Raw genomic sequence first — 24,085 nt, 5'->3', positions numbered from 1 at the left:
CGCCGAGCGCCGAACGAGGGCCGCGCGCCACCGCCTGGAAGCGTGGCGAGCCCGCATGGACACGCGGGCCTGGGTGGTGAAGCGGCGCGAGCGAACCCGCCACCTGATCGAGCTGGGAGGCCTGGTGCAGAAGTCTGGCCTCGTCGAACTGACCCGCGATGATCGCGCCGCGCTCTACGGGGCCTTCACGTTCCTGGCGAACATGCTCAAGGCCGACGATGCCGAGCACACCCTGGCGCTCTGGCGGCGTGGCGGAAAGCGGGCATTCGAGACTGAATCCCGCCCGGCGTCGGAGATCCGCTAAAGAGTATTGTCAGGCCTTATCGCGGCCTTTCTCGTCGGCCATGGCGCGCACGAGATCGAGGACCTGGCGACGGACGCGGCTCCGACCGATCTTCGGGAACATCTCGGCCAGTTCCAGGCCTTCGGGCGTGTTCAGGAACTCGGTAATGACGCGCTCGGCAGCGGCACCGACCTCGTCGACCTCGTCGGTCATCGGGTCAGCGAGGCCGTCGAAGAAGAACGACACCGGGACCTGGAGCGTCTTGGCGATATCATAGAGCTTGCTGGCACTGACGCGGTTGGCGCCGCGCTCGTACTTCTGAACCTGCTGGAAGGTGAGCTTCAGCGCGTCAGCGAGCGTTTCCTGGCTGATACCCAGCATCTTGCGGCGCATGCGCACGCGGCCTCCGACGTGGATGTCGACGACGTTGGGCGTGCGGGCTTCAGGCGTATCGGTCACGAAAGTCTCCATGGTCGGTTCGTCGGCAACGCCGACGATCCGGGAAAGTGCTTGCGACGCAGAAACGCCCGCAAGCGTAGCTTTTCAAGGTCGTTCTCCAGTCGCGCTCGTCGCGTGCGGATTCGACGTGTCCGGACCAATCGGCGATGCTCGGGAATGTCCAAATACGATCCCCTGTCGGGTCATCTGCGCCGCCAGCGTCAAGACGAACTCGAGCTGACCTTCGTCGAGATCGAACGCATCCTGGGCGCCATGCTCCCCAAGAGCGCGGCCCGCCAACAGTGGTGGGCCAACACCACCGATCCCTACACGAGCCATGTGCAGCGCAAGGCGTGGGGCGACGCTGGCTATGACGCCTTTCTCATCGCCGGCAAGGACCGCGTCCGCTTCAAGCGCGTGCGCTGACCCGCCCGCTAGGCTGGGCCTGTCCGGCTGGCCCCAGTGCTTGCGGTCATCCCTGACCTTCGCTCGGAGACAAGACGCCCTGGATCGCTTGGTGGAACAAGGGCCGGACGGGCTGGCGCGCGTCAAGGGTGCGCCCTACGGGCGCATCGCGGAGCGACGGCGAAGCCGCCCTTGACCCGCACCATCCCGCCCGGCAGAGGCTCCCCAAGCGCTCCAGGGCGAGCACCGACCGTTCCGGTCCTGGCTCCCGCAGGTTGGGGTGGGCAAGGCGGTTGCCTTGGGTGGCGCGGCTAGCGCTTGCAAACGGGCGCCCCGCAATTCGGACAGCGCGCGGTGCGTAGCTCCTCCATCGTCGCCTTGAAGAGGTCGTAGCCCTCGCCCTGCTGGTGAACCATGACTCTCAGCGCCACTTCCAGCTTGGCAGCGACGCCATGCAAGTCGCTGGCGTGCATAGCAGGAAGAACCTCCAGCCACGCCTCTCGCTGCTCGAACAGGGGTTCAAGCTGCTTGTCGATGGCGTCCATCTCTTCTGAGGGCAACAGCTCCCCGCGCTCTTCAGGCGTCATGCGCTCCCACCGCTTCTGTCGGACCAGGATGGTCTCCAAGTCCGACCAGCGCAGGCCCAAGCGATCGATCTCGGCGTCGAGCGCCGTCCACTCGGCGCAGCGCGCCACGACGGGGTCGGCCGGTGCGACGCCGCCGGCGCCACTGACTACGGGCACCGCGCTGGCGGCGCCGATCACGACACGCCGCGATACGGCGAATGGCCCCTTGTCGTCAGACATCGGGATGCTCCGCTTTGGACAGTTTGGTTGGAGGGCGGACGCGCTCGATTAGGTCGACCATGCGGGAAATCTCGCAGAGCGCGTCGGCCAGGCCCGCCTGAACGTCGGCGACGGAAAGCCCCAGGTGGCGAGCGATCAGCGCGTAGTCGAGCGCCTGAATGTGATTGAGCAGGAAGACATCCCGCGTCGCCTGGCGAAGGCGCAGCACCGCGTAGGACATAACCTGCTAGGTGTTGTGTGGATTGAAGATCCGGCCGCGCCAGAGACGGGGATATCGCCAGCGCCACCAGTGGCTTGCGACAAGCGGCCAAGGCAGGCGAAAACGGGCCATCACGCCGCGTCCTCTCCACTGGAGCCACGCCGCCTGGCCGCCTCGCCAACGGCGACGATCAGGTCGCGGACCGTCGTGCAGGCCTGACGCCAGCATACGGACGCAATCTCGTCCGGCGGCATCCGCGAGATGCCATGGACTTGGTAGTAAGGGCCTAAGAGCGCGGCCAATTCGGCAACCCCGGCAGGGGCGCCGTTGAAGCCGGCGCGTCGCGTGAACCTCAGCGTCTTGGCCAGATCGTGCCGGAGATAGACGCGGTTCCAGTCGTCGCTGATCCCTCGGTCGAGCAGGTAAGCCTTCAGCGCCAGTTCGATGGCGATGGCTAGGAAGTAGCGCGTCGCCTCTGGGTATCGCGGCAGCGCCGCCTCGGCGCCTTCAAGGAAGCCGGTGGCGTTACGACGGAACGCCGCCGCCAGCGGGCGGTCGGCGCCATCGCGCCGCCGGGCGACGCGGAGGGTCACTTTCCACCGGAGAAGGCGGCGAGGTCGCGGACGGCGCGGGTGATCAATCCGTGCGCTTCGGGGTGGTCCTCCACGAAGATCAGGCGCGCCGCCACGGACAGGTTAGCGATGACGGCCTCGACGCTCTTGGCTGGCTTCGGCCGCATGGCCTTAAGGAGCGCGTGTCCCTCGACCTCCAGCACATCGAGCCGTGCGTCAATTTCAGCGAGCCTGGCGCCTTCGGGGACTGCGGATTGCTGGGCCGGCGACAGTTTGTACCAATTGCGGTGGGCGATCAGCCAGCCTTCCAGGGTGCCCCATTCAAGCTGAAGACGGCGCTGCTCTGCGTCGACGTCGAGCCAGCGATGGCAGGTATCGATTCCAGGATCGATCCGAGCGCGCGCCGCGGAAGCGTCGCTAATCAGAGGCGCGGCCGAAAGGCTTGCTAGCAGAGCCCGCCTTGAGGGCTCACGTGGGCGCGCAGGTTCGCGCCCCGTCTTTCGACGCGGACTCATGACCTCTGACCTTTGATGTGTATTAGTCGCTTTGTACCGTGTTCACAGCATCAAGTCCAGCTAAAAGTGCCACTTCACACTAAAGATGACAACTTGAAAATTTCCGCGGGCCAAATGAGGGCTGCTCGCGGCCTGCTCGATTGGAATGGGCCGAAGCTCGCCGAGGCTTCTGGACTCAGCCTCCATACCATCCGGCGTATGGAAACGCTGGGACCTGAACGCAGTACGGCGGCTAACGCCCAGGCTGTAAGGCGGGCGCTGGAAGATGCGGGCATCGTGTTTCAGGCCGAGGATGACTTCCTCGGCGCCGGCGTGCGCCTGAAAAAATAGCGGAGCTATTCCGGTTCGCAGGGCGAAATTGGCAACGCCGGGGTGCGAGAGGACGCATGGAGGTACGTTCTCACCTTCGCTAGAGGCGCCTAGAGCCTGTCTTTGTTTCCTGGAGTACGATCTGGCTCCGCGAGGTCTTGCCGCCAGCGGCGAGCAATCCAATTCTGGCTCATCGAATGCCTTCAGATCCCAGTCTGTGGAGCTTGAAACGATGGCCGATCTCGACCGCATCGTCCGCCTCAAGACCGTGCTGGCGCGCACGGGCCTCAGCCGCTCGACCCTCTATCGGAAGATCGGCGAGGGCACCTTTCCTCGCCAGGTCCCGATCAGCGTTCACGGTGCGGGGTGGCGGGAGTCCGCGATCAATCGCTGGATTGCCGATCCGGCGAACTACCGGCCGGATGTCGGCTAACCCTGGCGCAAGGCCACGACCTTTCCGCTCTTCGGGGTAGAGCAGTAGCCAGCCCACGCTTCCATCAGCTTGCGGCGCTTGTCGAACAGGTCGCCGCGCCGGTAGGCGGCCTCCGCCTTGTTGGCGATTGTATGGGCTAAGGCCATCTCGCACACCTCGTGCGAGAAGCCCGTCGTTTCCGAGGCCCAATCGCGGAACGTTGACCTGAAGCCGTGGACGGTGATGTCGCTTTTCATTCTCCGCAGCAGCATCGCCATGGCCATGTGGGACAGCGCCGGCGTGGACGTCGCGCCTGGGAAAACATGACCAACCGACCCAGCCTCAAGTCGTTCCGCGATGATGTTCATCACGTGGCCCGAGAGGGGAACGCGATGGCCGCAAGATCCGCATTCTGGCGGTCATCGACACCTTCAGCCGGTTCTCGCCGGCCCTGGATCCCCGCTTCGCCTACAAGGCTCACGACGTTGTCGAGACCCTCGATCGGGCCGGCAAGGTGGTGGGTTATCCCAAGACCATACGGGTCGACAACGGCCCGGAATTTGTCTCCCGTGACTTGGATCTTTGGGCCTATCAGCGCGGCGTCACCTTGGACTTCAGCCGGCCTGGCAAGCCGACGGACAACGCCTTCGCGGAATCCTTCAACGGCAAGGTCCGGGCCGAATGCCTGAACACCGCCTGGTTCATGTCCCTCGACGACGCCCGTTCAAAATGCGAGGCTTGGCGTAGGGACTATAATGAACATCGTCCCCACCGCGCGATTGGCGACAAGTGCCCGATCGAGCTGATGAACGGCGCCGGGCCATATGGCCCGCCCGGCGCCTGACCGGCGAGAAATCCCGGCCCGACCTGGTCCAAGGTTGGGGGCAAGGTCAAATCAACCCAGGACTCTCGTTATCGCTGGATGAGAAATGGGGGTCACGTCACTCGCCTTCGTCGTCGACCGCGCGCCAGAGGTACATGTGCCGTCCGCCGATCCGGCAGACCACTTCGTCCAGATGCCAGCGGGGCGAAGGGGAGGGGCGAAGTTTCTTCAACCGCCTGGCGATGGCGGGGCCGAACTTCTTGGTCCAGCACCGGATCGTCTCGTAGCTGACCTCGATTCCGCGCTCGGCGAGGAGGCTTTCGACGTCGCGGAGGCTCAAGCTAAATCGGAAATATAGCCAGACGGCGTATCTGATGACGTCGGCCGGAAAACGGTGGCGCTTAAACGATAGCGGTTTCAAACTCAGTCTCCGCCAACGGGCTTGGCCGCACCATGATGCGGAGACCGGTTACCGTTGGACTGACAGCGCTCTTCCCGACGGTTATCGATTCCTGACGTGCGCGCATTGCGGCGAATGGCGCATGCCACCTGCGCCCTTAGCGCCTCGACCAATAGCTTGAAGGCCGGCGAGGCCTGGAGGTGGTTCGGGTAGTAGGGGTGATAGCCGGGCAGGGGTGGGGTGAACTTGGTCAGCGCCCGGACCAGCTCTGTTTGGCGAGCGGCAAGACGTCTTGCATAGGCGCCTATGTCATGGGCGCCGAGGGGGCTGACGGGCGCGGTTGGGCCCCGCGTGAATCTTTTTTTGGCGGGATTGTGACGGTGCTGCGTCCCCCGAATTGAAAAGGCCGTGGGCCTCTCAGCTATCGGGGATGCAACATGCGTAACAGGCTTTCGATCTATGGCGGCTGTTCGGCGACGGCGCTCGCGATTTCGCTGGCGGCGACGCCCGTGGCGGCCGGCGAGCGGGTGCGGGAGTTCAATATCGCTCCTGGAGAGCTGAGTGTTGCGCTGAGCACCTTCGCGCGGCAGGCGAACCAGGAGATGATGGTCCCGAGCGCTCTGGTCGCGGGCCGGCGTACGGCGGGCGTGCAGGGACGTCTGGAGCCGCGCGCGGCGCTGAACGCGTTGCTCAAGGGCACGGGCCTGCAGCCAGCCTCCGATCGAGGTGCGGTCGTGACCCTCGGCCGTACGCAAGCGCCCTCCACGGCAGTGAGCGCGCCGCCCGTCGCCACGGCGCGGAGCGCCTCAGCCTTGCTCGAAAAGATCAGCTATGGTCAGGCCGCGCCGGTCTCACAGGCCGTGAGCGATCCGCCCTCTGACGATAGCGCGCCGCAGGTCGTCGAAGAGGTGATGGTCACGGGCTCGCGCATTGTTCGTGACGGCTATCAGGCGCCGACCCCGACCACGGTGCTGGGGCAGGAGGCGCTCGAGAGCCGGGCGCCGACCAACGTTGCCGACTACATCAACCAATTGCCGCAGATGGGACAGCCGACGTCGCCACGTACGACGACCTTGAGCGCCGGCACCACCGGCGGCGGCGCCAACCTGCTCAACGCCCGGAATCTGGGGCCGACGCGGACCTTGGTCCTGCTGGACGGACGCCGGGTGGTTTCCGCGGGTCTTAACTCGGCCGTCGACATCAACCTGCTCCCCACCAATCTGCTCCAGCGGGTGGACATCGTCACGGGCGGCGCTTCGGCGGCCTATGGCTCGGATGCGGTGGCTGGCGTGGTCAACTTCGTTCTCGACACCCGCTTCACCGGCCTGAAAGGTTCCGCCAGCGCCGGTGTCGCCGAAGAGGGCGACAGTGAGACCTATACGGCCGACCTGGCGTTTGGCGCCAAGTTCGCGGGCGGTCGCGGTCACCTGCTGCTGAGCGGGAACTATTTCGACGGGAAGGGCGTAGATTCCGTCATGAGCCGGGACTGGTATCAGCCGGGCTTCCGGATGATCGCCAATCCCGCCTGGACCGCCACCAATGGTCAACCGGGGCGGATCGTTCGCAATGACATCGGTTATGGCCGTGCGACTCCGGGCGGGCTGATCACGAGCGGCCCCCTGCGCGGGCTGATGTTCGGCGAGAACGCCCAGGTGGGCCAGTTCACCTTCGGACCGATCCAGAGCGGGGACTATCAGGCTGGTGGCACGGTCGAGGACATCGCGCGCATCTGGCCGCTGCTGCCGCCGGTGAAGAACTGGGCTGTCTACGGTCGCGCCAGTTACGAGCTGACTGACAGCGTCACCGCTATCTTCGAGGCCTCGCGCGGTGGCTCCGATGCGTCCAACTGGTCGTCCCAGTACAACCGAATGGCCAACATCAATGTCAGTATCGACAATCCATTCATCCCCGCCACGGTCCGCCAGGCGATGGTCGCCAACAACTTGGCCGGCTTCACGATGGGGCGTCTCAACTATGATCTGGTCACGCCGGGCGGCCACGGCGGGGAGGCGGGCTACTATCGCCGCCAGAACCGCTACCTGGCCGCGCTGGAAGGTCGTTTCCTGGAGACCGGGAAGTGGAGCGCCTACTATCAGCGGGGCGATAGCGATGTCTGGTACACGCGCGACAACAATCCGATCGTCGCCCGCTACAATCAGGCCATCGACGTTATCGCCAATCCCGCCGTGGGCGGAGTGGCCGGCGTGCCAGCCGGGCAGGCGATCTGTCGGTCGCAACTGAGCAATGCCAGCAATGGCTGCGTGCCCTTGAACATCTTCGGGATCGGCGCCCCTGGCATCGAAGCGATCAACTGGGTCCTGGGCGTCAAGGAAGGTCTGCAAGCGCGGCAGGATTTGGATATCCAGCAGGATGTTTGGGCCATCGACGCTCAGTACGAGCCGTTCTCCACCTGGGCGGGTCCGGTGTCGATCGCTGCGGGCTTTGAGTATCGCAAGGAGCAATTTACGGCGACGGCCGATCCTCTGTCGCTGCAATCGGCCTGGTACACCGGCAACTTCAGCGCCTCGCAAGGCAGCTACACCGTCAAGGAAGTGTTCGGCGAAGCGCTGGTCCCGCTGATCAAGGACGTTCCGTTCTTCAAGAGCGTAGACTTCAACGGTGCGGTCCGGCGCACCGACTACTCGACCAGCGGCGCGGTCACGACCTGGAAGGCAGGGCTGACCTGGGAGGTGAATAACGACCTGCGTCTGCGCGGCACCCGCTCGCGTGACATCAGGGCGCCCAACCTCAGCGATCTCTTCGCCGCTGGCACGGCGTTTCAGAACACCTTCGTCGACGCCAGCCAGCCGGGCGGTCCGACTGTGTCCACCTACACGATCAGCGGCGGCAACCCGAACTTGGCGCCCGAGGTGGCCAAGACCTGGACCGCGGGCCTCGTCTATCGGCCGCATTGGCTGCCGGGCTTCAGCGCCTCGGTCGATTGGTACAAGATCGAGATCGGCAACGCGATCGTGGCCATCGGCGCGCAGCAGCTGATCAACCAGTGCTACGGCGCGGGCGTGCAGCAAGACCCGGCGTCTTGCGCCTCGATCATCCGCGTGCCCGGCAGCCGCGGCATCGAAGGCGCGACCATCTATATCGGCGGCGTCAACGCCCAGAAGCAGGCGGTGGAAGGGGTCGACTATGAGTTCTCGTATCGCGCCGACCTTTCCAGCTTCAGCGACAGCTTGAGGGGCTCGGTCGACCTTCGTCTTCTGGCCTCCAACACCCTGAAGAACGAGACGGCGCTGGCCGGAACGTTGACGGATCAGCTTGGCCTGCCCGGTACGATGAAATGGAACGGTCTGCTTACGGGCACCTATACCTATGGTCCCAGCCGCACGACGGTTTCGGTGCGCTATCTAGGGGGCGGGCGTCTCAGCAACTTCGCCAGCACCAATGCCCAGGGCGTGGCCGACGAGATCAATCACTTCGGCTCGGCGGCCTATGTGGAGCTCGCGCAGAACTATGATCTGAAGATCGCGGGCCGGAACGTGACTGTCTTCAGCGTCGTGGAAAACCTGCTCGACCGCGATCCCAATCCGATCCCCGGTCTGTTCAGTGTGGCCTACGCCTTCGGCACCACCAGCCAGTACGATCTTCTGGGGCGGGCATATCGCGTCGGAGCGCGCTTCCGCTTCTGATCACGCCTCCACCTGAGCCCGCCCATCCGCGATAGAGCGATCGCGGATGGGCGTGTGGAGTTTGTTTCCAGGCGTTGGAACGTGCGAGGTCCCCTCGCTAAGACCACCCCCAGCCGCTCGCTCCATTGGAAACGAAGATCGCCGCCCTTTCGGGCGGCGATCGCGTTTTCGGCCTTGGGTGTCTAGCGTGTGTTAGCGGGAGGCCCAGCCTTCGATCTCGACATAGAGATCCGGGCTCTGCATAGCCTTGATCTCCAAGGCGGTGCGGGCGACCGTATTGGGGTTGGCCGTGGTGAGGAAGAACTCCTTGAAGCCGGCGTTGACCCCCGCGTAGTCGGCCTTGCCGAGCGCCGGATCGGCGACCACGAAGATGTTCATCTTGACCATGTCGGACATCTTGTAGCCGCGCTTCTCGAGCACTGCCTGCATCTTCTTCAGTGTGCTGATCGTTTGGGCCTTCGTGTCGCCAAAGCCCTTGGAGCGGTCGTTGGGATCGAGCGGGGCGGCCGCATAACCGCCGAGGATGATGGTCTTGGCGCCGGCGCCGAGCTCGACGCTTTCCAGCAGCATCGCCCCTTCGCGGCCGTGCCGGACGACCTCCTGGGCCGAGGCCGTCGAGGCCCCGCAAAGGAGGGCGAGGGCGGTAAGAGATGCGGCTATACGCATTGTCTGTTCTCCAGTTCGGTGGGTGAAAAGAAAAGCCGCCGCGTGCGAGTGCGCGCGGCGGCGTGGGACTAGTCGGACAGGCGGACGCGGAGGATCACGTCAGCGCCGCGGCTTCCTTGGCCGCGCGCGCGCCGTGTTCGAAGGCACCGCGGGCGTTCTGGGCGCCGTTGAGTTCGGAGTGAGCGATGATCACGCGCCCGTAGCCCTTGGCGACGACCTTCAGAGGGCTCGGCTTACCGTCCTTGCCCAGGAAGAAGCCGGGAGGCTGTACGACACGGGCATGGCCCCATCGGTTGATGACGATGCCGGCGATGTCCTTGGCTGGATCAAAGCGGGTTCCAGCCAGGATCGTCGCCAGCTGCTGGCGCACGATCCGCTCGTAGGTGGCGTAGGGCGTTCCCAGGAGCCTGGTGCGGCTGGCCGCGGTTTGCGCCCGCGCGTCCTCGCCCTCGACGGGGTAGACGCCCATGTACATCGTGAAGAGCGCAGGCTTGTCGGGATCCAGCGGCGGCGTCATGCCGTCCACGAGCATCGGCGCGCGGATGTTGCCGCTAAAGCCCAGCATGTTGGCGTCGTCGAACCAGCGCAGCGCCGTCACGCCCAGGTCGTACATCGCCCGCCAGTTGGTCAGGGCGACGTTGATGACCAGGGCCGGGCCATGGATGAACTCGCCATAGGCTGAGGCGATATCGGCGGGCATGTCGGTCAGTACCCTGCGGTTCACCCAGCCGCCGCTGGCCATGACCACGGCCTTGGCGCGCACCTGATGAAGACGACCGTCCTTCTCGTAGACCACGAGGACACCGCCCTCCTGCCCGGCCTTGTCGGCATGGCTGACCTTGACCGCCGTCGCGCCCAGCCGCAGCCGGGTTGGTTGGCCAGGACGGTCGAAGGCTGCGAAATTGATCGGCTTGCTCTGGATGTCGGCGAAGGTGTCCTCGCCGCCGATGGCGCCGGGGAACATTCTCTTGATCAGTGGCCGCACCATGCCGCTGTTGCCGCCCGGGAAGGACATGGTCTGACGGGCGTTGTTGGTGACGTAGCGGCTGGCGGCAAGCGCCGACACCGCGCCCATGCCTAGGCCGGTGAGCAAGGCTATGGGCGGGCGCGCCACCCGCGTCACCGCCGGGTCGTACCCTTTCACCACCTCAAGGTAGTGGGCGTAGCTCATCCCATCGAGCTGCTCGGGAGTGAGGTTGGAGGTTCCGCCGGCGTTGGCGCGCCAGGCCAGCAGCTGGCGGCGGAGTTCGGGCGAGAACGGCGTGCGAGCCAGATCGTCGTCCCAGATGTTTCGTTCCAGGCGAGGCGAGGGGGCGCCGTCCGTGGCGTTGAAATGGTAGCCGATGTCGACCAGGCGCTCACCGAAGCCGTCCATGTTGGTGTAGTTGTCCCAGGCAAAGCGCAGCGGCTTGAACTTGGGATCGAAGCTGGCGAAGTCGTACTCGCGCGGCAGGGCCAGGTCGTCGAACACCCTGTCCAGGATCGCGCCCGACCCCTTTGCCGGTACGCCAAAATCGTTCGCCGCCTGGGGGCCGGTCAGGCGAACGCCGTTGACCAGGAAATCGTTCTGCTTGGACGCGCCGCCGAAGACCGGATGGTTCTCCAGGATCAGGCTGGTCTTCTTGCCGCCGGTCAGATTTGCGTAGTCGAAGGCGGTCAGGAGACCGGCCGGACCGCCGCCAACGATCACCAGGTCGACCTGTTCGCTGTCGTCGGCCGACGGCAGCTCGTCAAAGGTCATGTCGCGCACCCTGTGCGCGGCGTTGATCACTGCCTGGGTGTTGCCGTTCGACAGGGCGTAGTCGCCCACGCCGCCCCGACCTGTGAAGGCGTCGCGCACGGGACCTGCGGCCTCGGCCGCGTCGGCGCCGGTCGCGCAGCCTGACATCAACGCCGCGCCGCTACCGGCGAGGATTCCGTTGACGACGTCGCGCCGGCTGACCCGGGCAGACATGCCCAGCCGCTTGTCTTCCTGCTTATTGCTCACTTGCGTCTCCGACGATCGCGGCGTCACGAACGGCGCTGGGCCGTCTCGTGACCAAGAGTTGGCCGTGCTCGTCGGGACGGACCTCGACGGGCATGGTCGTTTGCAGCGCGCCGACAAAGCCGGTTTGGTTGCCGGCTCGGAACATGCCGTTGATCTTCAGATCCGCGATGGCCGGATCGACCACGATCTTCAGGCGCGAGTATTGGTTCATCTCGTCAGCGGCCTGCGCCAGCGTGTCGTTCTCGAAGAAGATCTGGCCATCGACCCAGCCAAGCGCCTTGTCCGGGTCCACGATCCGCACGACCGCGCTGGCGCGGTCGCGCTCAACGAATTCCTGGCGCGGCGCCAACTCCCGGGAAACGCCGCCGGCCTGTACGGAGCGGACAGCCACGCGTCCCTCCAGCAGCGTCACCCGCAGGCTGCGGGGCGAGAGACCGACGTCGAAGACGGTGCCAAGAGCCGTCACGGTGCGATCGCGCGCGCGGACCACGAACGGGCGCTGGCGATCCTTGGCGACGTGGAAGAGGGCGCGGCCCGAAAGCAGGGTGATGTCCCGGCGATCCGGGCTCAGCCGAGCCGCCAGGCGTGTGTTCGAGTCCAGCGTCACCGCAGAGCCGTCGGCGAGGACGATCTGCGTCCGTTCGTTCAAGGTGGTGGCGTAGATCTTGGCGCCGTGCAGGACGGCCCATGCCTCCGCGCCGCGATTGATGTTGAAGGCCAGGCCCACCGCCAGGACCAGCGCCGCGGCCGCACAGGCGCCGAAGGCGAAACGCCAGCGATCCATGCGCCTGGCGCTCTGGCGTGCAGCGTCGCGCAAGGCGCTGAGCTCGGGCAGGTCGGCCTGTGCGCGAAGCGCGAACAGGGCGGCTTGCAGGCGTTCGTGAGCATGGCGATGCTCTTCGGCTTCCAGCAACCAAGCCTGGAAGGCGATGCGCTCGCGCTCGGTCGCATCGCCGCGCCGCAGTCGCGCGTCCCAGGCAGCGGCGTCGGCCTCGATCTGATCCATGTCCGGCGTCCTGTTCATAGGATCTTCCGCAGACGCTTGAGGAGGTGGGCGTTGGCCTTGGCCATCTGCTTTTCGACGGTGCTCAAGGACATGCCCATCCGCCGGGCGATCTCCACTTGGGAGACCCCGTCGAAGTGATACTGGCTGAAAACGTTGCGAACGGAGGGGGGCAGTTCGTAGAGCGCCGAAACCAGGCTCTGCAGGGTTTCGCGGCTTTGCAGCACCCGTTCTGGCGAGAAGCTTGTCTGGTCCTCGGCGTCGAAATCACCAGACTGCGCGACAATGAAGGCGCGGGTGCTGGCCCGGCGCGCCTGATCGCGCAGAACGTTGGCGGCGATCTGGAAGATGTAGCCGTGGAGGTTGTCGACCGTTGAGAGGTTTTGCCGGGCCAATCGCCCAAACACTTCCTGGACGAGATCGTCCGCCTCCTGGCCGGCCCGGATGCGTCGCTGGAAAAAGCGCGCGAGCGGTCCCGAGTAGTCGATGACGACTTGCTCAAGCGGTGTTCTCATGGCCGACGCTGGCATGCTGAAGCCTCCTGATCGTAGGACGCAGCAGGGCTTCGATGCCGTAAGAAAAATGTCCCCCGGCTCGATATCGACCGCACGGAGGGAAGAAAGCGCGCCAGCGCCTGAACAAGCGGCAAGCTAGCGGAGGCGAGGAGCACGGGGTGCTGTCAGGTTAACCGCGACAAGTCGAAGCGAGCCAATACTTAGTCGTTTCAGGCGGTGGCCTTCGCCCAAGCGGCATGAGCCTCGGCGCGGAAGCGGCGAAGGTTGGGGCGGCTGATCAGATGTCGCTGAACGGAGAAGGTATTGTAGACGGCGGCGTGGGTGGACAGGAAGCGCTGGGCTGAGGGCTGATTTTTTAAGCCTTGCATTCTTCGCTCCCGTTGCCGGACGGGCAGGTGAGAGTTCTCGGCACGATTGTTCTCCCGGAGCCGACCTGGCCGATGAAGGTGCTCCAAATCCAGCGCCCGCAGGGCCGCCGAGTAGGACGACAGGCCGTCCGTCGTGATGGTTTCGGGCTCGATCGGCTGGCGGCGCAGTAGTCGTTCGAGGAATTTGCGAGCTGCCCTCGTATCGCGGCGGCGCTGCACCAGCAGCTCCAAAACCTCGCCTTCGTCGTCGACCGCGCGCCAGAGGTACATGTGCCGTCCGCCGATCCGGCAGACCACTTCGTCCAGATGCCAGCGGGGCGAAGGGGAGGGGCGAAGTTTCTTCAACCGCCTGGCGATGGCGGGGCCGAACTTCTTGGTCCAGCACCGGATCGTCTCGTAGCTGACCTCGATTCCGCGCTCGGCGAGGAGGCTTTCGACGTCGCGGAGGCTCAAGCTAAATCGGAAATATAGCCAGACGGCGTATCTGATGACGTCGGCCGGAAAACGGTGGCGCTTAAACGATAGCGGTTTCAAACTCAGTCTCCGCCAACGGGCTTGGCCGCACCATGATGCGGAGACCGGTTAGCGTTAGACTGATGGTGTGGACGGCCCCTGCGTCCGGCGTCGAGAGCGCCATAGAGTGGTTGTCGTTGAAGCAGCCACAGCGGCGGGAGCCATCCACCATGAAGACTATGACAATCGGCCTGGATCTGGCCAAGAGCGTGTTTCAGGTTCACGGCGTCGATGACGCTGGAACCGTCACCTTGCGCAGGAAGTTGCGCAGGTCGGAGGTGTTGGAGTTCTTCGACAGCTTTCCGGCCTGCCAGATCGGGATGGAGGCCTGCGCGACGGCGCACAACTGGGCCCGGGAACTGGCGGCCTTGGGTCATGAGGTCCGGCTGATGCCGCCCAACTATGTGAAGCCCTATGTCCGCCGACAGAAGAACGACGCCGCCGACGCCGAGGCGATCTGCGAAGCCGTGACGCGGCCGACCATGCGGTTCGTGCCGGTCAAGAGCGCGGAGCGCCAGGCGATACTGACCTTGCATCGGACACGGGAACTGCTGGTGCGTCAGCGCACCATGCTTATCAACGCCATCCGCAGCCACTGCGCCGAGTTCGGGCTGATCGCGCCTCAAGGCGCTGGGCGGGTCGCGGAGTTGGTCAACCGGGTGCGAGCGGCGGGCGATGAGGTTCTGCCCGACCTGGCGCGATCAACCCTGGTGATGCTGGCGGATCAACTCCAGACCCTGGCGGTCCAGATTCATCAACTCGAACGTCGGCCGCTGGCCTGGCATCGCCAGGACCAGATCAGCCAGAGGCTGGCGACCATCCCCGGCGTCGGGATCATCAGCGCCACGGCCCTGTCGGCCAGCGTCACCGATCCCTCCCTGTTCCGATCCGGCCGGGAGTTCGCCGCCTTTCTGGGCCTGGTTCCCCGACAGAACTCCTCCGGCGGCAAGGATCGGCTAGGTCGCATCTCCAAGATGGGTGACGGCTATCTGCGCAAGCTTCTGGTGGTCGGAGCGACCTCGGTCATCCGGCGCATCCGAACAGGCGTGTCCCTGGCCTCGGCCGACTGGGCCCGCGCCCTGCTCGAACGACGCCCCGCCCGTGTGGTCACCGTGGCCATGGCCAACAAGACCGCCCGCATCGCCTGGGCGGTCATGACCCGAGGAGAGGCTTACAGGCCGCCTGCCATGGCCTGACCGAGATCGCGGCGGCCACGGAGCCGTCGCCCCAAGCTGCAGAGGGACGAATGGGAATGACGGTGACGATCTGAACGCGGCCGCAGGCGGGCTGACCCGAGGTGCTGGCGGAGCTTCCAAGCCCGATAGACTGATTAGGGACCCGACCCGCGGACTCCATCAGGGCCAGCGGTCATCGACACCGCGCCAACAGGCCGGACAGATGTCCGCACCCCGCAGATCACCCCTTCAAACCCGAACTTACCTCTTGCAGATCAGGGGCCGTCCACAGATGACAGCACCCTTTTCCTCGCCAGGTCCCGATCAGCGCTCACGGTGCGGGCTGGCATGAGTCCGCGATCAATCGCTGGATCGCCGATCCAGCCGCATACCGCCTAGGTCCCGCCAAGGATGATGGCATTTCCGCCTAACCAACCTCGTGGCGCCAAGTTGTTGAGACTTTAGCAGAGCGCTGCGGTTGTTGCTTTTCCAACGTCGCCTCCGCCTCTAAACCATAGAGCAAATGGGTGCGCGCTTGGTCGATTCTGGACTTTTCACCGCTGGAAGTCTCTTTAGCACGGACTACTTGGTCGAGGCGATCAAGTCGTCGCCGGCGTATCAGGCCGTCGATGTGACGACCCTCCGAGGCAACTTGGACCGGATCGCTAAAGCTTTTCCCCAGAGTGCTAAGACCAATGAGAGCCAGACTGAAGACGACTTCATCTGGCCCGTGCTGGCCGCGCTGGGCTGGTCGGAGTCCCTGCGCCAACAGAACCTCACAGTCAGCGGTCGCGACGACGTACCGGACGGCCTGCTGTTCGCGGATGCCGCCGCCAAGGCCGCCGCCAACGCCTTGCCAGAGCAGTGGCGGCGCTACGATCACGGTCTCGCTGTCGTTGAGAGCAAGCGTTGGGCAAGACCCCTCGACCGCGCGTCGGGGCGTAATGAGACTACTGCGCCGTCGACGCAGATGTTGCGCTACCTGCGGCGCATCGACGACCTGACAAGCGGCAAGTTGCGCTGGGGTGTCCTAACCAACGGGCCGCGCTGGAGGCTCTACTGGGCCGGTGCTCGGTCGATCTCGGAGGAGTTTCTTGAGATCGATCTCGGCCGCGTGCTGGGTCTTATTGGCGACGATCTGCTTATCGACGACGAAGCCAAAGATCATTGGCTGCGCGTCTTCGCAGTCATGTTCGGCCGCGAGGCATTCTTGCCGACCGGGGTCGACCAAAAGACGTTCCACGAGCGCGCCAAGTCCGAGGCTGCCTTCTATGAAGAGAGGGTCGCGGCCAGCCTCGCGCAGGTGGTCTTCGACCAAGTCTTTCCCAGCCTGGCCCGCGCACTGGCAGAGTCCGCGCCAGAGGCGTCCCTGGATGACGTGCGGGATGCAGCTCTGATCCTGCTCTACAGGTTGCTCTTCTTGCTTTACGCCGAGGACCGGGATCTACTGCCTGTCAACGACGAGCGGTATGACGACTACGCGCTCCGACCGGTTCGCCTCGAAATTGGCGAGCGAGTCACCAATGGCGACACTTTCTCATCGACCGCCGCCAAGGTCTGGGGGCACATCTCCGACCTGTCTCGTATCGTCGACAAAGGTGACTCGTCGATCGGCATCCCGCCTTACAACGGCGGCTTGTTCGCGACTTCGGGCACGACCCTGCTTTCGGGCGCTCGGATCGCTGACAGCGTCATGGCGCCCGCCCTTGACGCCCTGTCCTTCGAGCGATCGACCGGCCAACGCCGGTACATCAACTACCGCGACCTGTCAGTCCAGCAGTTGGGCTCGATCTATGAACGGCTGCTGGAGTTTGAGATCGTTCGGGAAGGTTTGGTTGGGGAAGCGGGGCACCTGACCGTTCGACCTAACCTTTTCGCCCGGAAGAACTCGGGCAGCTACTATACGCCCGATGAACTAGTCGGTCTGATCCTGGACGAAACGTTGGAGCCGCTCGTCCACGAGCGCCGCAATGCGTTCCATGCGGCCCTCGCCGGCTTGTCGGAGAACGATGATGAGCGTGTCCGTCGCCGCGCGCTGAAAGACGCCGACGCCGCAGAGGCGATTTTGTCGTTGCGCGTCTGCGATCCGGCGATGGGATCGGGGCACTTCTTGGTGAGCCTAGTCGACACATTGGCCGACCACGTCCTGGACGCCATGGCCGAGGCCGCCGCCTTGGGCGCGGAGGTCGGCTATGTTTCGCCCTTGGCCGAAAAGATCGACGACATTCGTGCCACCATCCTTAAGAACGCCAGGGCCGCCGGGTGGGCGATCGACGAGGCTCAGTTAGACGACCGCCACATCGTTCGGCGCATGGTGCTAAAGCGCTGCGTTTACGGCGTCGACAAGAACCCTATGGCGGTCGAACTCGCGAAAGTCGCCCTGTGGCTTCACACCTTCACCGTCGGTGCCCCCCTATCGTTTATCGATCACCACTTGCACGCTGGCGACAGCTTGTTTGGTCTATGGGTGCGCGATGCAATCGATAAAGCCCACTCCTTCGGCGCTCCACTGCTCTACGACGAAGCTCTTAAGAACGCCCAGCGCCAGGCGCTGGCGATGAAGACGATCGAGTTGGCCACCGACGCTGAGATCGCCGAGGCGCACCGATCCGCCGCCATGTGGACCGACGTGGAAGCCCAGGTCGGTCCATTAGATAGCTTCGTCAGGTTCATGCACGCCCTGGATTGGCTGAATCTGAACAGGGCTGAGAAGAGCCTAATTCGGCTTTGGCTGGACGGCCAGTTTGGCGATGCTCTAGCCATAGCGCGCGGTCGTGGCGAGCCCGAGCGGCGGCGATCGAAGAAGGAAGATTTCGAGGCCTTTACCAACATCTGGCGCCGCGCTCGCGAACTGATTGCTGAAGAGCGTTTCCTGAACTGGCAGATCGCCTTCCCCGGCGTGTGGGACCACTGGGACGATCATGAGCGGCACGGTGGTTTTGACGCCGTCGTCGGCAATCCGCCCTGGGACCGGATCAAACTGCAACAGGTCGAATGGTTCGCGGCGCGTAGACCCGAGATTGCGCTGGCACAGTGAGCTTCGGACCGTACAAAGATGATCGCCGCGCTTAAGAAGGCCGACGACCCACTTCACGCTGATTTCGAGAAGGCCGAGGCGCGGGCGCTGGATACGGCTCGAATGGCGCGGGCGTCGGGTCACTACCCTCTGCTCAGCCGGGGCGACATCAACCTCTACAGCCTATTCGTCGAGCGCGCGCAGGCTTTGGTGAAACCGGCCGGCATGGTTGGCTTGCTTACCCCTAGCGGAATAGCCTCCGACCTCTCGGCGAGCGCCTTCTTTCGCGGCGTGGCGACTGAAGGGCGGCTGAAGGCGCTCTACGACTTTGAAAACCGCAAGATTTTCTTCCCAGACGTTCACGCCAGCTTCAAATTCTGTGTATTGTCCTTCAGTCCTGGTCGTAGGTTCGAAGCCGCAACCTGTGCCTTCTACCTCCATTCGCTGGATGAACTGCGAAACCAAGACCGCGCCTTCCCGATAGCCGCTGTCGACTTTGCTGCCGTGAACCCCAACACCGGGACTGCGCCCATCTTCCGGTCGCGGCGCGACATGGCGCTGACCACGGCCATCTACCAGCGGCTTCCGGTGCTGGTGGACCGATCGGGTGCCGAGGCCGTGGCGGCATGGCCTGTTCGCTACGCCACCATGTTCCACATGACCAACGACAGCCACCTTTTTCGGACGCGAGCGGAGTTGGAAGAGCGCGAAGGTGCCTGGCCCATCGGCGGCAACCGGTTCCGTTCGGCGTCCGGGGACTGGCTGCCGCTTTACGCCGGACGAATGATCCATCAATTCGACCACCGGGCCGCATCCGTCACCGTCAATGCTGCCAACGTCCACAACGCGGCGCTCAGCGGCGAAGTCACGAACGAGCAGAAGGCGGACCCGGCTTTCATGCCGGAGCCGCAGTATTGGGTGGCCGCGAACGAGGTTAACAAATCTATTAGTCAAGAGGCCGTGATCGCGTTCCGTGATATAGCGCGAGCAACCGACGCTCGCACCATGATCGCGGCTATGGTGCCAAAGTCCGGCTTCGGAAATAAGGCACCACTTATCCTTTCGCGAGATGGCGCGTTCTCCTCTGCGGACGCCGCTCTACTCCTCGCTAATCTCGACGCCGTCGTGTTCGACTACGTGGCAAGGTCCAAGGTTCAGGGGACAAGCCTCAACTGGTATATCGTCGAGCAGCTGCCCGTTGTCCCGCCCGCCGCCTACGATCGCGCCATTGGGATTAAAACCGCACGCGAGATCGTGCGTGAGGCCGTTCTCGAACTGAGCTACACGGCTCACGATCTAGCGCCTTTCGCTCAGGACCTAGGTCACGTGGACGGGGAGGGCGAGGTCCTGCCGCCGTTCGTCTGGGACGAAGACCGGCGCCTGAACCTGCGTGCGAAGCTGGATGCTCTCTACTTTATCCTCTACGGCGTCTACGATCCCGCCGACCCGGCCGGCAGCCGAGACGACATCAGCTACATCTACTCGACATTCCCTATCGTGGAGCGCGAGGAAAGAGCCAAATGGGGCGGTCGCTACCGCAGCCGCGACCTCGCGCTCGCGTGGATCAACGCCCTGTTGGCCGGCGAACCCGACGCGGTGATCGCGGGATGAAGACGCCGTTCGCCGGTCACGCGCCGCCAGCGGTCCCAGCCCCTCCCGCGCCGGCACCGGCTCCGGCACCGGCACCGGCAAAGCCAAAGACACCTGTCCGTCGGCGCGGCAATTCCCTGGAGCGCTGGGAGATCGCACTGATCAAGGCCATGATTGATCACGGTCGATGGCCAAACGATCAGGACATCCTAGCCTACTTCACAAGACCTACCCGGTCGGTGAACCATCGGGCCATCGCAGAGATCAGAACCAAGTCGAAGCACACGGCTGTCAGGGCCGCGACCGTCGAGGAGTTGGACGGCTTCATAGCTTCGTGGCCTGAAATCGATGCCGAAACGGGTCTGAGCATCCGAGGCGACGAACTGTTGATCAAGGCGCGCGAGGCCATGATCTCGGCGGTTCATACGTTCAATAGCGCAGGCCTCACCTTTCGGGCCGAACTGTTCATCGTGACGGCGGTGATCGCCTGGACCTATCTGCTGCATGCTTGGTTCAAACGAGAGGGCATCGACTATCGCCATACACGCACCCAGAACGGCGAGAAGGTCGTGATGAAGACGCCCGGCGGGGCAGACAAATACTGGGAGCTCGCCCAATGTCTCAAACACGACCGCTGCCCAGTCGAACGCGGCGCGGCAGACAATCTAAACTTCCTTCTCGAACTGCGGCATGAGATCGAGCATCGGTCGACCAGCCGGATCGACGACACGGTCAGCGCCAAGCTTCAGGCCTGCTGCATCAACTTCAATGACACGATCAAATCGCAGTTCGGCGCACAGTATGGCTTGGAGCGTCGCCTACCGATCGCCCTCCAGTTCGTCACCTTCAGCCCAGACCAGAGGGCGCTTCTCAAGAAGGCGAGCGGCCTGCCTGGTCACATCGTCACGCGCATGGAGGGCTTCGAGCAGAACCTGACGCTCGAACAGCAAGCCGATCCGAGATTCGCCTACCGGGTCTTCATGGTCCACTGACCTGCCTCTGATCTTTCATCCAGCGCGGACCAGAGTCTCGGCATTGGTTACGCCCGATGGCGCGGTTGTAGCAACAGGCCGAGCCGTGGAGCTTCCACATTGCGCAGCGGGTCGGCCAGTTGCGTTCAGGAGCGCGGCATAGGCCGCCGGGGTCTGGTAGCCGATCGACGAGTGCGGCCGGCGGGTGTTGTAGTCTTCGGCCCAGGCGGCGAGCTTCTGGCGGGCGTGGTCGAGATTGAAGAACAGGCTCTCGTTGAGCAGTTCATCGCGCATCCGGCCGTTGAAACTCTCCACGAAGCCGTTCTGAGTGGGCTTGCCCGGCGCGATATAATGCCAGGCGACGCGATGATCCTCCGCCCAGGCCAGAATGGCCGTCGAGGTGAACTCCGTGCCGTTGTCGCTGACGATCATCCCGGGCCGGCCGCGTCGAGCGATCAGCGACGACAGCTCCCGCGCCACGCGCCGGCCCGAGATCGAAGTGTCAGGGATCGCCGCCAGACATTCCCGGGTGACGTCGTCGACCACATTGAGAACCCTGAACCGGCGCCCGCCCGCGAACTGATCGTGCACGAAGTCCAGCGACCAGCGGGCGTTGGCCTTGGCTTCCACCAGGATCGGCGCCCGTGTGCCGATGGCGCGGCGGCGAGCCCGACGCTTGCGCACCGTCAGGCCCTCCTCGCGGTAGAGCCGGTAAATGCGGTTCTTGCCGGAAAGCTCGCCCTCCCGACGCAGCAGGACGAACAGCCGTCGATAGCCGAACCGCCGGCGCTCGGCGGCCAGGCCGCGCAGACGCTCGCGAAGCTCGGTATCCGGCGGGCGGCGCGATCGGTAGCGCACCATCTTGCGGTCCGCCTTGACGATGGAGCAGGCCCGCCGCTCGCTGATCTCGAACACCGTCCGCAGATGAGCGACGCCTTCGCGCATGGCGGCGGGCCCTACCATTTTTTTGAGAGCAGCTCGTTCAACGCCGCCTTGTCGAGCATCGCGTCGGCCAGCATGTCAAACGGCGTCCAAAGCTGACCCCCAATATGCGTCCAAAGTTGACCCCTCTACGCTCTGTTCCCGGACCGGCGGCGAGGCGCGTAGCGGTCAGCTAGCGCAGCGCGTCGCCGCCTAGTGAGCCACTGATCTTTCAGCTGCCCGGAGGGGGTCTGGGGGAGGTTGAACAAGTTGTGGATGACGCTGGGCGCGCCGGTCAGGCGCGGTTCCTGAGCCGCCAGCTGTCATTGCCGGTCTCGACGATGTCGCAGTGATGAGTCAGGCGGTCGAGCAGCGCCGTGGTCATCTTGGCGTCGCCGAAGACGGTGGGCCACTCCCCGAAGGTCAGGTTGGTGGTGATGATCACCGAGGTGCGCTCGTAGAGCTTGCTGATCAGGTGGAACAGGCGCTGGCCGCCGGACTGGGCGAACGGCAGGTAGCCCAGCTCGTCGAGCACCACGACGTCCAGACGTGAGAGCTGGGCGGCCAAGGCGCCGGTCTTGCCGCGCCGGGCCTCGTCCTCAAGGCGGTTCACCAGATCGACGGTGTTGAAGTAGCGGCCACGGGCGCCGGCCCGCACGACGTTGGCGGTGATGGCGATGGCCAGGTGGGTCTTGCCGGTGCCCGTGCCGCCGACCAGGACGATGTTGCGGTGATCGGCCAGGAACGAGCCGCTGTGCAGGGCGCGGACCAGGCCCTCATTGATCGGCGAGCCGTCGAAGGTGAAGCGCGCCAGATCCTTCATCGCCGGCAGCTTGGCGGCGGTGATCCGGTAGCGGATGGAGGCGGCCTGGCGGTGCGCGGTCTCGGCCTTGAGCAGGTCGGCCAGCATCTCCAAGGCGGTGCGGTTGCGCTGCAGGCCCGTGGTCACCGCGTCGTCGAACGCGGCGGCCATGCCCTTCAGGCCCAGCTGACCCAGGGCCTCGATCATCTCATGCCGCTGCACGGGGACCTCGCAGCAGGTCGTAGCGGGCGCAGTCGGCGATCGGCGGATGACGCAAGGCCAAGGCCTGTGACGTGGTGATCGCCTCGGGCCTGGGCGGTTCGCGCCGTCGGGCCAGGATGTTGAGGATCACCTCGTCACTGGCGGCGCCGGCGTCGAGGGCCTCGCGGACCGCGTCGTCCACGGCGTCCAGGCCGTCGTCGAGGACGCTGGCCAGCACCCGAACGAAGCGCCGATCGGCCTCGTCGCCCGAGCCCAGTCGCTTGCGCAGCCGGGTCAGGGCGGGCGGCAGAGACCAGTCCTGGAACGGCGCGCCGTTGCGCAGCGCCCCAGGCTTGCGTGCCAGGACAGGCAGATAGTGCCAGGGGTCATAGACGGTGTGGTCGCGCCCAAAGCCGCGGGGATGATCGGCCACGACCTCGCCGTCGCACAGGACCATGACCCGGTCGGCATAGGCTCGGATCTGCACCGCCCGGCGCGCCGCCCTGGCCTCCACCGAGTAGCGGTTGCGGTCGAAGTTGATCAGGCAGGTGGCCTGGGCGACGGCCTCGACCTGGTGGAAGCCGTCGAAGGGCCCTACGAACGGCGCCAGGAACGGCCGCTCAGCCTCGAACACCTCCTGGACTGTGCGGTCGCGATACTCGGGGTGACGGTCGTTGCGGGCCCGGCGCTCGCACTCGGCTTCCAGCCAGCCGTTCAGCTCCTCCAGGGTCCTGAACCGAGGGCGCGGCTTGAAGATGTTGTCGCGGGCGTAGCCGACCTGGTTCTCCACCTGGCCCTTCTCCCAGCCCGAGGCCGGGGTGCAGGCCACAGGCTCGATCAGGTAGTGGGAGCACATCTGCTCGAAGCGCCGGTTGAAGCGCCGGGTCTTGCCGGCGAACACCGCCTCCACGGCGGTCTTCATGTTGTCGTAGATGCCCCGCCGGGTGACACCGCCAAACAGCGCGAAGGCCCGGGCATGGGCGTCGAACACCATCTCCTGGGTCTCGCGCGGATAGGCCCGGATGTAGAAGCGGCGGCTGTGGCTGAGCCGCAGGTGGGCCACCTTCACCGTCAGCGGCGTGCCGCCGATCTCCACCTGGTCGTGGCTCCAGTCGAACTGGTAGGCGTCGCCCGGCGCGAAGCTCAGGGGCACGAAGGCCTCGACCGGCGAGCTGACGCCCCGGCGCTGATCAGCCCAGCGGCTCGCGTAGCGCCGAACCGCATCATAGCTACCGTCGTATCCCTCACGACTTAGTAGGTCGGCGATCCGTGTCAGCGTCAGCCGGTCTTTACGAGGGCCCGAGGCATTGGCCTCCAACATGCCCTCCAGGCGCTCGATGAAGGTCCCAAGCTTGGGGTGCGGCTGCTCGCGCCGCTCGTAGACCAGAGAGGTCTCTCCCGATCTCAAGACCTTGCGCACCGTGTTGCGCGCCAGGCCCATCTCCCGCGCGATCGTCTTCACGCCCTTACCCCGCGCGAAATGCTCGCGCCGGATCTTCGCCACCGTCTCCAATACCAACATCCCTGTCTCGATCCGCAGCTCCACAAGCC

Annotated in this window: 22 protein-coding genes and 3 pseudogenes; 10 read left to right on the top strand and 15 right to left on the bottom strand. The window is 64.9% G+C overall.

Translation table 11 applies throughout. The features are described from left to right. The first annotated feature begins 55 nt into the window (after positions 1-55). Positions 56-304, top strand: a complete 249-nt coding sequence (locus CSW63_RS17770) for a conjugal transfer protein TraD (RefSeq protein WP_099503131.1) — start codon at positions 56-58, stop codon at positions 302-304. 9 nt (positions 305-313) lie between these two features. Here the strand turns inward: CSW63_RS17770 and CSW63_RS17765 are convergent, their stop codons facing one another. Then, positions 314-742, bottom strand: coding sequence for a helix-turn-helix domain-containing protein (locus tag CSW63_RS17765; RefSeq protein WP_099503961.1), 429 nt, complete (start codon positions 740-742; stop codon positions 314-316). A gap of 156 nt (positions 743-898) precedes the next feature. On the opposite strand from CSW63_RS17765, the gene CSW63_RS17760 reads away from it, so the two are divergent. Beyond that, positions 899-1,147, top strand: coding sequence for a hypothetical protein (locus CSW63_RS17760; protein WP_099503133.1), 249 nt, complete (start codon positions 899-901; stop codon positions 1,145-1,147). Positions 1,148-1,437: 290 nt separating this feature from the next. Here CSW63_RS17760 and CSW63_RS17755 read toward each other — a convergent pair whose 3' ends face one another. The 4 genes from CSW63_RS17755 to CSW63_RS17740 all read right to left on the bottom strand — a co-directional run bounded on the left by CSW63_RS17755 (position 1,438) and on the right by CSW63_RS17740 (position 3,218). Next, a complete protein-coding gene (locus CSW63_RS17755) occupies positions 1,438-1,932 on the bottom strand; it encodes a hypothetical protein (RefSeq protein WP_099503135.1) in 495 nt (164 codons plus the stop codon). After that, positions 1,925-2,152 carry a sigma factor-like helix-turn-helix DNA-binding protein gene (locus CSW63_RS17750; RefSeq protein ID WP_246842031.1) on the bottom strand — a complete coding sequence of 76 codons (228 nt, stop codon included), beginning with the start codon at positions 2,150-2,152 and terminating at the stop codon, positions 1,925-1,927. The genes CSW63_RS17755 and CSW63_RS17750 overlap by 8 nt, the downstream gene beginning before the upstream one ends. A gap of 110 nt (positions 2,153-2,262) precedes the next feature. Next, on the bottom strand, positions 2,263-2,724 hold the full coding sequence (locus tag CSW63_RS17745; protein ID WP_099503137.1) for a hypothetical protein: 462 nt from the start codon (positions 2,722-2,724) through the stop codon (positions 2,263-2,265). After that, the gene (locus tag CSW63_RS17740; protein ID WP_099503139.1) at positions 2,721-3,218 is read right to left on the bottom strand and encodes a hypothetical protein; all 498 of its coding nucleotides are present in this window, start codon (positions 3,216-3,218) and stop codon (positions 2,721-2,723) included. Before CSW63_RS17740 ends, CSW63_RS17745 begins: the two co-directional genes overlap by 4 nt. A gap of 93 nt (positions 3,219-3,311) precedes the next feature. On the opposite strand from CSW63_RS17740, the gene CSW63_RS17735 reads away from it, so the two are divergent. Both CSW63_RS17735 and CSW63_RS17730 read left to right on the top strand, forming a co-directional pair. Further along, positions 3,312-3,548 (top strand): transcriptional regulator, encoded by a 237-nt coding sequence (locus tag CSW63_RS17735; RefSeq protein WP_246842030.1) that lies wholly within the window; start codon positions 3,312-3,314, stop codon positions 3,546-3,548. 211 nt (positions 3,549-3,759) lie between these two features. After that, positions 3,760-3,960, top strand: a complete 201-nt coding sequence (locus CSW63_RS17730) for an AlpA family transcriptional regulator (RefSeq protein ID WP_099503143.1) — start codon at positions 3,760-3,762, stop codon at positions 3,958-3,960. Here CSW63_RS17730 and CSW63_RS17725 read toward each other — a convergent pair. After that, positions 3,957-4,307: a hypothetical protein gene (locus tag CSW63_RS17725; protein ID WP_246842029.1), complete on the bottom strand. Its 351-nt coding sequence runs from the start codon at positions 4,305-4,307 to the stop codon at positions 3,957-3,959. The genes CSW63_RS17730 and CSW63_RS17725 overlap by 4 nt on opposite strands. A gap of 26 nt (positions 4,308-4,333) precedes the next feature. Here CSW63_RS17725 and CSW63_RS17720 point away from each other — a divergent pair. Next, positions 4,334-4,783: pseudogene (locus tag CSW63_RS17720) on the top strand (integrase core domain-containing protein); the annotation flags it as partial. A 100-nt stretch (positions 4,784-4,883) separates the two neighbouring features. On the opposite strand, the pseudogene CSW63_RS17715 reads toward CSW63_RS17720, so the two are convergent. After that, positions 4,884-5,183, bottom strand: a pseudogene (locus CSW63_RS17715) (IS6 family transposase); the annotation flags it as partial. A gap of 416 nt (positions 5,184-5,599) precedes the next feature. Between CSW63_RS17715 and CSW63_RS17705 the strand changes: the two are divergent. Then, a complete protein-coding gene (locus CSW63_RS17705) occupies positions 5,600-8,806 on the top strand; it encodes a TonB-dependent receptor (protein ID WP_099503145.1) in 3,207 nt (1,068 codons plus the stop codon). A 192-nt stretch (positions 8,807-8,998) separates the two neighbouring features. Here CSW63_RS17705 and CSW63_RS17700 read toward each other — a convergent pair whose 3' ends face one another. The 5 genes from CSW63_RS17700 to CSW63_RS17680 form a co-directional block, all read right to left on the bottom strand. After that, the gene (locus CSW63_RS17700; protein ID WP_099503147.1) at positions 8,999-9,472 is read right to left on the bottom strand and encodes a Rid family hydrolase; all 474 of its coding nucleotides are present in this window, start codon (positions 9,470-9,472) and stop codon (positions 8,999-9,001) included. 94 nt (positions 9,473-9,566) lie between these two features. Then, positions 9,567-11,459, bottom strand: coding sequence for an NAD(P)-binding protein (locus CSW63_RS17695; RefSeq protein ID WP_099503149.1), 1,893 nt, complete (start codon positions 11,457-11,459; stop codon positions 9,567-9,569). After that, a complete protein-coding gene (locus CSW63_RS17690; RefSeq protein ID WP_168193684.1) occupies positions 11,449-12,465 on the bottom strand; it encodes a FecR domain-containing protein in 1,017 nt (338 codons plus the stop codon). Before CSW63_RS17690 ends, CSW63_RS17695 begins: the two co-directional genes overlap by 11 nt. A gap of 14 nt (positions 12,466-12,479) precedes the next feature. Next, a complete protein-coding gene (locus tag CSW63_RS17685; protein WP_168193683.1) occupies positions 12,480-12,977 on the bottom strand; it encodes an RNA polymerase sigma factor in 498 nt (165 codons plus the stop codon). A 209-nt stretch (positions 12,978-13,186) separates the two neighbouring features. Further along, the gene (locus tag CSW63_RS17680; protein ID WP_099503155.1) at positions 13,187-13,879 is read right to left on the bottom strand and encodes an IS6 family transposase; all 693 of its coding nucleotides are present in this window, start codon (positions 13,877-13,879) and stop codon (positions 13,187-13,189) included. Positions 13,880-14,028: 149 nt separating this feature from the next. Between CSW63_RS17680 and CSW63_RS17675 the strand changes: the two genes are divergently transcribed. The 4 genes from CSW63_RS17675 (at position 14,029) to CSW63_RS17665 (ending at position 20,631) form a co-directional block, all read left to right on the top strand. Next, positions 14,029-15,054, top strand: a complete 1,026-nt coding sequence (locus CSW63_RS17675; protein WP_099503157.1) for an IS110 family transposase — start codon at positions 14,029-14,031, stop codon at positions 15,052-15,054. Positions 15,055-15,619: 565 nt separating this feature from the next. Then, a complete protein-coding gene (locus tag CSW63_RS23580) occupies positions 15,620-18,070 on the top strand; it encodes an Eco57I restriction-modification methylase domain-containing protein (protein ID WP_210408495.1) in 2,451 nt (816 codons plus the stop codon). Positions 18,071-18,088: 18 nt separating this feature from the next. Continuing rightward, positions 18,089-19,660: an Eco57I restriction-modification methylase domain-containing protein gene (locus tag CSW63_RS23575; RefSeq protein ID WP_210408494.1), complete on the top strand. Its 1,572-nt coding sequence runs from the start codon at positions 18,089-18,091 to the stop codon at positions 19,658-19,660. Continuing rightward, entirely contained in the window at positions 19,657-20,631 is a 975-nt protein-coding gene (locus CSW63_RS17665; RefSeq protein ID WP_099503159.1) for a DUF3644 domain-containing protein, read from the top strand. Before CSW63_RS23575 ends, CSW63_RS17665 begins: the two co-directional genes overlap by 4 nt. A gap of 15 nt (positions 20,632-20,646) precedes the next feature. Here the strand turns inward: CSW63_RS17665 and CSW63_RS17660 are convergent. The 3 genes and pseudogenes from CSW63_RS17660 to istA form a co-directional block, all read right to left on the bottom strand. Beyond that, positions 20,647-21,629 (bottom strand): annotated as a pseudogene (locus CSW63_RS17660) (IS3 family transposase); the annotation flags it as partial. A 197-nt stretch (positions 21,630-21,826) separates the two neighbouring features. Beyond that, positions 21,827-22,555, bottom strand: coding sequence for an IS21-like element helper ATPase IstB (gene istB / locus CSW63_RS17655; RefSeq protein ID WP_066684304.1), 729 nt, complete (start codon positions 22,553-22,555; stop codon positions 21,827-21,829). After that, entirely contained in the window at positions 22,542-24,056 is a 1,515-nt protein-coding gene (istA, locus tag CSW63_RS17650; RefSeq protein WP_066684306.1) for an IS21 family transposase, read from the bottom strand. The genes istB and istA overlap by 14 nt, the downstream gene beginning before the upstream one ends. Positions 24,057-24,085: the final 29 nt, after the last annotated feature.

It is taken from the genome of Caulobacter sp. FWC26, from assembly GCF_002742645.2.
GTDB lineage: Bacteria > Pseudomonadota > Alphaproteobacteria > Caulobacterales > Caulobacteraceae > Caulobacter.
The sequence above is the reverse complement of the archived record's forward strand: the minus strand, read 5'-3'. Positions and strand labels throughout refer to the sequence as shown.